The organism is Fulvitalea axinellae (genome assembly GCF_036492835.1).
Taxonomy (GTDB): domain Bacteria; phylum Bacteroidota; class Bacteroidia; order Cytophagales; family Cyclobacteriaceae; genus Fulvitalea; species Fulvitalea axinellae.
The window spans coordinates 21,453-30,155 of record NZ_AP025321.1; the positions used below are offsets into that span (position 1 = coordinate 21,453).

The 8,703-nt window shown below is 43.0% G+C and carries 8 protein-coding genes; 3 read left to right on the top strand and 5 right to left on the bottom strand.

Annotated elements, in window-relative coordinates; all coding sequences use genetic code 11:
- Positions 1–48: 48 nt before the first annotated feature.
- From AABK39_RS26090 to AABK39_RS26110, 5 genes are all read right to left on the bottom strand, one after another.
- Positions 49–1,725: a hypothetical protein gene (locus AABK39_RS26090; RefSeq protein ID WP_338396096.1), complete on the bottom strand. Its 1,677-nt coding sequence runs from the start codon at positions 1,723–1,725 to the stop codon at positions 49–51.
- Position 1,726: 1 nt separating this feature from the next.
- Positions 1,727–2,731, bottom strand: a complete 1,005-nt coding sequence (locus AABK39_RS26095) for a hypothetical protein (protein WP_338396097.1) — start codon at positions 2,729–2,731, stop codon at positions 1,727–1,729.
- Between the two features lie 62 nt (positions 2,732–2,793).
- Positions 2,794–3,741 carry a hypothetical protein gene (locus tag AABK39_RS26100; protein WP_338396098.1) on the bottom strand — a complete coding sequence of 316 codons (948 nt, stop codon included), beginning with the start codon at positions 3,739–3,741 and terminating at the stop codon, positions 2,794–2,796.
- Positions 3,742–3,978: 237 nt separating this feature from the next.
- Positions 3,979–4,902 carry a hypothetical protein gene (locus AABK39_RS26105; protein ID WP_338396099.1) on the bottom strand — a complete coding sequence of 308 codons (924 nt, stop codon included), beginning with the start codon at positions 4,900–4,902 and terminating at the stop codon, positions 3,979–3,981.
- A 196-nt stretch (positions 4,903–5,098) separates the two neighbouring features.
- On the bottom strand, positions 5,099–5,860 hold the full coding sequence (locus AABK39_RS26110; protein ID WP_338396100.1) for a ParA family protein: 762 nt from the start codon (positions 5,858–5,860) through the stop codon (positions 5,099–5,101).
- Positions 5,861–6,178: 318 nt separating this feature from the next.
- On the opposite strand from AABK39_RS26110, the gene AABK39_RS26115 reads away from it, so the two are divergent.
- The 3 genes from AABK39_RS26115 to AABK39_RS26125 all read left to right on the top strand — a co-directional run bounded on the left by AABK39_RS26115 (position 6,179) and on the right by AABK39_RS26125 (position 8,571).
- On the top strand, positions 6,179–6,577 hold the full coding sequence (locus AABK39_RS26115; RefSeq protein ID WP_338396101.1) for a hypothetical protein: 399 nt from the start codon (positions 6,179–6,181) through the stop codon (positions 6,575–6,577).
- Between the two features lie 182 nt (positions 6,578–6,759).
- Positions 6,760–7,185: a hypothetical protein gene (locus AABK39_RS26120; RefSeq protein ID WP_338396102.1), complete on the top strand. Its 426-nt coding sequence runs from the start codon at positions 6,760–6,762 to the stop codon at positions 7,183–7,185.
- A 666-nt stretch (positions 7,186–7,851) separates the two neighbouring features.
- Positions 7,852–8,571 (top strand): IS630 family transposase, encoded by a 720-nt coding sequence (locus tag AABK39_RS26125; RefSeq protein WP_338396103.1) that lies wholly within the window; start codon positions 7,852–7,854, stop codon positions 8,569–8,571.
- Positions 8,572–8,703 lie beyond the last annotated feature (132 nt).

The window sequence follows — 8,703 nt, forward strand, 5'->3', positions numbered from 1 at the left end:
TAAACCTCAAATTGAGGTTTACCTTTTTTTCTTTCTAAATCACACCGTTTATTTCCCTTTGGCTGAAAGGATAAGCTTCCTCAGGGCAGCCAATTCCGCTTCCATGCGCTCTATTTTATCCATTTTTTCTTTTAGGATCTTGTTTTCGTTTTTTAAGATTCCGATTTGTTTGTTTTGGTCAATAGCGTAAAGTGTCAGTTCCTCGATTTTACGCAACAGTTTTGCGTCCATAGCGCCCAAATCCACTCCGTCTTTTTCAACTTCCCCGGCCGATGGGATATGTTCCAAATGGCCGTGTTTGGTGATAAACGCTTCGACATCTTTAAGACTGGCCAAATTATAACTGTCTTCAAAAACAAAGTCTGACCATCCGTCCAAAGATACTTTAACCTCTTGCGCTTTGACTTTCCCTTTTACCGCAAGTCGGTAGATGCCGGGATTGGTGGTTCCGATGCCAATATGCCTATTATGTCTCAAGATGCTCAATGCGGGGATGTCGTTTTGGGGGTCGGCGTCAAGAGCATGATGCATTCCAATGTCCAATCTGTTCTTATCAGCTTCGTAATGTAAATAGGCGCCTGCAAAAGCAGCTTCCGTAAATCGTATTTTACTGCCGTCAGATATATTTGGCATTGATTCTATACGGAGGGTTGGCCTCTCTGACTTGATGTGAAGGAGGTGGAAGGGAGCATTTGTTCCGATCCCGACATCGCCTTTGTGGTTGATTGTCATTCGCTTTTTTAGGCTACCATTATTATAAGTATAGAAGTGCATGTCAGACATACTATTTGCGCCAATTTGTTGTAATTGTATTTTACCTGTGGCTGACCAATCGCTTCTGTTATGAAATTCAAGAGATGTTGATTGATTTGATCCTCCGCCGGAATTAACTAAGGAAAGAACCCGCGCTTCTGAATTGGGTGAAGATTGTCCTAGTTGGGCGATAGGGGAAGGCTCACGACTAGTTTTTGTCCCAACATTTAGTAGTGACCCAGGTGAGGTATTGCCAATGCCTACATACCCATTTGATTTTATAAATAGTCGGGTTAAATAGCTCCCTTGTGGGTATTTTTGAGAAGCGTTTTCGTTATAGCCGATAAAAAAATTATTATCAGAGTTTATAAAGTTATACACAGAGGATCCTGTACTGTTCTCAAATAGAAGTCCTCCAGGGCTATAATATCCACTAGAATGTTTAATATGTACTTTCGAGAGAGGAGTCGATGTTCCCAATCCGATATGGCTATTATTCCGGTCAACAGCCAAAGCCATAACGTCCGGTTGCCCAATGATGCCGACTCCGTTACCGGAATTTGCCCTGAGCAGAGACCAGTCTCCCAAGTCACTATCTCTATAGATTACAAGTTTCGCCTCGCCATCATGCATATTAAATGATTTGGAAAACACGTTTTCTCTGACTTCAAGAGTTCCTGTTTTCGCATCAAGAATCATGGGGTAATAGTTTGGTGTAGTGGCATTCTGGCCTGTTCCCCAGTAAAACCTTCCATTAACGTGAAAGCCAAACATCAATTCTGAAAGTTGCCCCGGATTAAAAACCAAGGCTCCGAAACCCGCGTCGCTAAACTGTATTTTATTATAAAACCCATTTACCGAACTAATAGAATTATTGCCTTGTACAGTAATTCCTTCATCAGTCTGACAATAACTTTTTTGAGTGATACCTGTAAAAAAAACTATCCAGATAAGGGTTAAAAATCGCTTCATATTATTTGTCATTTAAAAGTTGCTCTACAAGTTTCTCCAAACGTTTGATTTTACTTTCCTGCTCAATGGTGTATAGTGTTAGCTCTTCAATCTTTTGCAATAGCTGAATTTGGAATTCCCCAGAATTAAGTCCACTTTTTATCATTTCAGAAGCAGGGGCAATCTCTGGTAAATGTTTTTCCTTTTTTATATAGACCTCTACATCTGATAACTCCGGTAAGTTGTATTCTTCATCAAATACAAAGTCGGCTCCAGCCTGTAAATCGATTTTTACCTCTTTTGCGTGGACCTTTCCTGCTACTGTCAATAGGGCTGAGCGACCAACAACACCATGTACTATTTTTATTTCTTTTCCAACTAATGACCATGTTTCCTCTCCTTCTCCGATACTAAATGCTCCGTTACCTATTCCAACTATACCACCTCCATTCTCAATATGGTACCCTGCCGATCTTACGATTCCATTTACATGGAGTCTTTGTACAGGAGAAATATTACCTATACCGACATATTGGTTATGTCTTAGAACTGTAATGGAGGGCACGTCACTCCCCAACTCCTCATCGGCAACATGATGCATACCGATATCAAATCTGTTTTTGTCAGCTTCATAGTGCATATAGGCTCCTTGGAAAAAGTACTCTGTAAATCGAATCTTACCCCCTATACTATTATTCACCTTCGATTGAATACGTAAAACAGGGTTCGTTGCATTTAAATGCAGAAGATGTTGAGGAGAACTAATTCCAATCCCTAAGGCTTTTCCTATGTAAGTATAATCATGGTCATGGGTGAAATAGTAACTATAATTACCACCAAAGCTTGGGGTTGTACCGATTCTAAGCCTTGCTTTGTTGGTGTCCACCGTTTCTGGGGACAGGATTATGTTTTTGTTGCTAGTAGCAGGCATTTTGAAGGTAATGTCAGACCCTTCGTGGTTTATTTCCTGCGCTTTTCCTATTAGCGCAACCATACAGAGTAATCCGCAGACAATAAAAATTCTCATGAAATGGATATTTATAGTTGAATAGTTCTTGTAACCCTTATAGACCGGCTAAAAAGGTGTAGTCATTTTCCTCCCTTGGACCTAAGGGAATCCACCTCTTGTTTAAGGTCGAGAAGTTGTTCTTGAAGCTGAATCTGATGGAGCGTCAACTCCTCGATCTTCTGCAAAAGTTTCATATTCATTTTCCCCAAATCCACACCTTCTTTCTCCATTTCCTTCGCCGATGGGATCTCCGGAAGGTGCTGATGATCCTCGATATATTGTTTGGTTTCCAAAAGGCTTCGAAGGTTGTAATCTTCCGCAAACACATAGTCGGGGGCGTTTACAACCTGTACTTTCACTTCTTCACTCGTGATTTTACCATCTACACCCAACTGACCTTCTAACCATGAGTCCCCTTTTACGTATAGCTTTTTATGTTTAGAATTTGGTGTGAAATCTCCAATTACAAGTTCTCCATTAATGCAAGAAGGAGAGTCTTTTGACCTAAAAATTATCTGATATTGTCCTAAGTGGTCCTTAAGCCATAATTGGCCAGATCCATCGGTTGTAGCTTCAAACCTGGATACAATTGTGTTGTTGAAATTTTTAAGATCTAAAGCCTTAAAATAATCACCTTGGTTTTGCTTTAATTCAACATTGCCACTAGTGAAAATATTTCCCGTGAATTCTGTTTCCCCCTTAACAAATAACTTTCTGCCTTTTGATGATGATGGAACTTCACCCAATACTAAGTCCCCGACAATAAAAGAAGGGGATGTTCCGCTTTTAAAATATACTTTATAGTTACTTGAAGGGTCCCTTAGCCATAATTGACCTGATCCGTCGTTTGTAGCTTCAAGGCGCGACACTATATTACCATGATAGTTAGCTACATCATAAGCCCGGAAACTACCGGACGACGTTTGCCTTATTAGTACATTTCCCTCTTCAGGGAATGAATTACTTTGTGCGAAAACCATCGGGAAACCGAAAATAAATACGGACAATAGCGTGAAAATATTCTTCATAAGACATGTGTTTTTTTAACTCGGATTTAAATACATTAATTGGAATTGGTAAGGAGCCTTGTCTGACGTTAACGATAGGCATTTCAAAAATTACTGGATTATTGAGCCCAAAAAAAGCCCGGAACAAGTCCGGGCCGGTTGACGCAAATGTCTAAATATTTAAATCGTATCGCAATTTTTAACTTATGCGATTAAAGAATAATTTCCCTGTTTGAATCTTAGATAAATGGGAGAGTATCAACTCCTTTTACAAACCTTCACATAATCGTCCAGCTTAACCTTTACCGCCTTTACGTCATCCTTGCCGGCGTTATCGGGCAACGCCCTGACCATCGCCACCAGCTCGGCCTTGGCCTCGCGGAGCATATCCGCCCGGGTACGTTCCTTGCGGGCCTTTTCCTCCTCCTTCAGGCGCTTGACCAAACCTGGTATAGCGCCCGCATTCTCCAACGATATGTCGGACAAGTCATACTTCGACAGCTTCTGCAACTGTCCCTTGGTCACCCTCGCCTTGCCGGCCAAAATCTCCCGTTTCGCCTCGGGGTTCAGCCTCCCCACAAGGTTCAGCGACCGTGCGTACTGCGCGTCGCGCTCGATGGTGGCCTTCGACACTTTCATCACCTCGGCCAAATACGCCGCGGTATTCCGCTGAACCTCATTTTGAGGTTCGCCACCGCCGTCCGTATGCTGGTTGCCCTTAAAGCCCTCTTTCACTTTCTCGGCCTCGTAGCGCAAGCCCCGCAGATAACTCGCTTGCTCCGCCGTCAGGTTCCTGCGTCCCAACTGCAAAAGGATCATCCACTCCTTCGCCTCCTCCTGATCGGCGAATTCCTTATAGTGGACTTTGAACTTCAGCTCCGGATGCTCCGCCAACACGCGGTAGCGGTTGTGCCCGTCCACCAACACGGACTCGGCGCCGTCACGCCAAAGCACCAAAGGCTCCAAAACGCCTTCCGACAGCAGGTTCGCCCGCAAACGGCCAAACTCCTCCTCCTTAAGCGGTGGAATAAAATCCCGCAACTCCGGACGCACCACAATATCCCCCAGCGCCAAAGTATCCTTCTCCTCTTCCACCACCTGCAACGTGGCCGGGATATCCGTTTTCTTCACCAAATGATTTTTCCCCTGACGATAATTCGCCAACAAATTCTTCTTCGCCATATCTTTTCTACAAACGCAATACAGAACGTAAACAACCCTGTTAGCGGATCTTCATCAGTACAGGGCTTAGGTAGGAACCGTGGTCCAGAACAAAGTTCCCGCTCTCACCTCATGATTTTTGCGGGCCGTCGCAAGGCTCCAGCCTTGTGACTCACCTTACCGCAAAGTTCCAACCTTGCGACATCCCGTCAATTTTTCAAACACCCAAACCAACCTTATCCACTTCCTTCGCGAAAGCCTCATAAGCCTCGGCCCCTTTCGATTGCGGAGCGTACTCCATAACGCTGATACCCGCCGCCGAAGCCTCCGGAACGCTCACGTTCGAAGGAATACCGCTCTTGGCCACTAGCTTACCGTACTGCTCGCGCAGAAACTCCTCCGTCTGCTTGCTTAGCGCCGTATTGTCCTTGCGCGTAAGCAAAATATGGCTCAGCCTCAGCTTTTCGTTCGTTGTTGACTGAATACTGTCGATCAGGTTGATCACCGCCGAAATGCCCCTCAACCCCTTCGGTTTGCATTCCACAGGAATAATAACCTCGTCCGCGGCGTTAAGGCTGTTGATGGCCAAGAAGTCCAGCGAAGGCGAATTGTCGATCACGATATAATCGTACTGCTCACGGATTGTAGAGAGAATATCCCGCAGACGGAAATACCCAACGATATTGTTCGAGAAATGTCCGTGCGCCGTAGCCAAATCGATACTCGACGGCAACAGGTCCGGAAGGTTGTCAAAAGACAAAGCCTGCAAAGGCAAGTTCCGCACGATACTGTGCGTGATGTCGTACTCGCCCTCCTCGATAAACAGACCGCAAGACTCCGTCAGGTTCGACTGCGAATCCAGATCCACCATCAACACCCGGTGACCGGCCAAGCGCAAGGCGGCCGCCAGATTAAATACCGTTTCGGTTTTGGCCGACCCGCCCTTGTGGTTCAGCACCGAGATAATCTTCGCACTCATATATATGTGATATTTTAGACCTAAAAAAGAAAAAGTGGAAAGGCGTTATGAGGGTAGCCCCAATAAAATAAACCGTATACCCGAATCCCCGCCACCGTATACGAACTTAAAAAATAAAACAGTCCGGAAAAAAGAATACAAACCATTTGTTGGCCTTAGTGAGGGTACCAACATCAAAACAAGGACAATTTTGTTCAAGTGTATACCTAAATGAAAATGTGTTTGTTTTTAATAAAATATAAGGTTTAGTTTGCTTTATTAAGTGTGTAAATATATGTTTATGTGATTGATTTTTATCTATTAGTAAGAATTTTTTATATGAAAAAATTAGCTTTTTTATTTCTTATTATTGCGTTAGGCGCTTCGTATGCCTTTGCTCAAGGTAATTACGTTCCGGAAACTATAGAGTTTACGCATGATATAGAAGGTACTGATGAGCGTGTTTATTTTGAACTAAAGAAGACGGGAGAAACGGTTAGTACGGTAACTTACGATATTATTTATACGGGTTATTATAGAACCCCTCCCGAAGGAGTGGAATACCGGTATGAGGTCCCGTATATTCAAACTCCGTATAGGGTTACCTTGCCGATCAATTCACCGAAGCCGTATTTTGAATTTGATTTTAGCTTAATCTTCAAGCACGAAACCAGGCATTATAAAGCTAGGTGTTTCGATATTCCGTTGCCGGGTCCAGCTTTTTTGGGACATAACTGATATATCCGGTTTGATTTTATTGGCCTGCGGAGAAATTGCTTAATAGGGCGAAGGCCAGGTTTGCTTCTTTTTGTTTAGGTACTATTTGGCGGGACGTTTTTTACCGGTTGTTTGTCCATGATTCTTCGCCTGACAGGACATATGTTGGATTCTATTTTTATACTATTGAAATTAAATTTATTATGAAAAAAATTTCTTTTATCTGCTTTTTTAATATCCTTTTTATATCCGCTTTCGCTCAAGGAGAAGGAGATTATATTCCCGAAACAATTGATATTACATATCTGGTCAGAGATAATTCTGATGGGGCTGAGACTGTTTATTTTACCCTTGAGAAAAAATATGTAGGGGCTAATACCGTTACATATGACATTTCGGGGTTTTATGTTTATATGGTTTTGGGGGTAATGAGAAGTCCAAGTGTTTCTTTATCGGGCGATATTTACTTAGGTCCCCAGCTATCGTACCCTAAGACTATCACTCTGCCGATCAATTCGCCGAAGCCTTATTTTGAGTTTGATTTCCAATTGATCTACTCTCCGGAAAATATACAAAAGTTTACGGCCAGAAGTTATGATATACCGCTTCCGGGGCCGGCTAGGTTGTGAGTTCGTATAAGGAGAAGAATGTAATTCTTGTGATATGTTGTTAGTATTTTATTCAGAAGCCAACGTGGTTAACGTTGGCTTCTGAATTATTGGAGGGGAAGCCCAATCTACAGTTGGTTTTGTTTATAGGTTATCTTTTTTGTTCTGCCATACCGCTTCAGTCATAATACTGTCGGGGAATGGTCGGGTTAAAGTTGAAGGATGTATGTGGAGTGGGGGAGAAAGGAGGGAAATACGAAGCGTTTTATCAGTTTTGTTATTCTATTCATTTTAACAAGGTGAATGCCGATGAATAAAGGTGATGCTTACTCTTAAGTACCTCTCCAAAAATAATTCGAGTTTAGCTTCGCATGCCCACGTAAATTATTAAATCTGTAAATTTGGTCATGCGTTTTTTGAACTTATCATCATCGACCGTCAACCGTTTAGAAACTCTTGTCAGAAAGAGTGAGAATTACCGGGTAAGGCAAAGAGCCCAAGCCATCCTTTTTAGTACAAAGGGGTGTCAACGATCCCAGATCAGCGACCTGTTGAGTGTCACAACGGAAACCGTATCGTCTTGGTTCGATCAAATTGAGGAGAATGAAGACTGGGACCTTAAAGACCTTCCGGGGCGTGGGCGGAAACCTGTAATTGGGGAGGATAACTCCAAAAAAATTTGAGTATGTGGATAAGAATGTCCCACGAAGCCTTTGTCAAGTGGTGCAATGGGCTCAAGAGAACTGTTCCGTTACCGCATCCTGCGCGGTCCTGTCCCGATTATTAAGGTTTGCTGGATTCAGTTACAAAAGAATGCGGGTCAGCTGTTCCCACCAACGGGACAAGGTGCTGTTCGATTTCTTTAAAACTGAGATACAGGAGCTTAAGAAGATGGAAGATGAAGGTGAAATAGATTTGTATTCGTTTGACGAAATGGGAGTGAACCTGTCACCGGTCGTTCCTTATGGATGGCAAAAGGTTGGAAAAACGCATCGGTTATCCAGTATGCCCGGCAGCAACCATACGGTTGTCGGTTTTGTGAATCGGAAATGCGATTTCCATGGATTCAGAATTAAGGGCGCGGCAACGGCTGAAACCACGGTTGCGTGCATTAATAATTTTGTCGATCAAATAGAGAAGAAAACGGTTGTCCTAATCGATAACGCAAGCATTCACAAAGCGAAATGCGTCAGAGAAAAAATGGGTGAATGGGCAGAAAAAGGCCTGTTCCTGCAATTTATACCGGCATATTCCCCCGAGCTTAATTTCATCGAGAGGCTTTGGCTCGAATTCAAGCATCGATGGCTTTCAAAGCCGAACTATTTTGATTCAATAGAAGAGCTGACAAAAGCCATCGATGATGTCATTAGAGGGATTGGGACAAAGTATCGAATTAATTTTGAATGACTACTTATTTGATCTTATGGATTATTGGGATAGTTTTTGTTGAAAAGAAACCCCGCCTAAACGCAAAAAAACCGGCATGTCATACACACCGGATTTCCCGTTCGTTTTTTATTGATACAGCCCTTGCGTTAA

Bases quoted from the DNA above. Each gene is read 5' to 3' on its own strand.
- AABK39_RS26105 (WP_338396099.1), bottom strand. From the start codon at position 4,902: ATGGCGAAGAAGAATTTGTTGGCGAATTATCGTCAGGGGAAAAATCAT.
- AABK39_RS26095 (WP_338396097.1), bottom strand. From the start codon at position 2,731: ATGAGAATTTTTATTGTCTGCGGATTACTCTGTATGGTTGCGCTAATA.
- AABK39_RS26115 (WP_338396101.1), top strand. From the start codon at position 6,179: ATGAAAAAATTAGCTTTTTTATTTCTTATTATTGCGTTAGGCGCTTCG.
- AABK39_RS26100 (WP_338396098.1), bottom strand. From the start codon at position 3,741: ATGAAGAATATTTTCACGCTATTGTCCGTATTTATTTTCGGTTTCCCG.
- AABK39_RS26110 (WP_338396100.1), bottom strand. From the start codon at position 5,860: ATGAGTGCGAAGATTATCTCGGTGCTGAACCACAAGGGCGGGTCGGCC.
- AABK39_RS26090 (WP_338396096.1), bottom strand. From the start codon at position 1,725: ATGAAGCGATTTTTAACCCTTATCTGGATAGTTTTTTTTACAGGTATC.
- AABK39_RS26120 (WP_338396102.1), top strand. From the start codon at position 6,760: ATGAAAAAAATTTCTTTTATCTGCTTTTTTAATATCCTTTTTATATCC.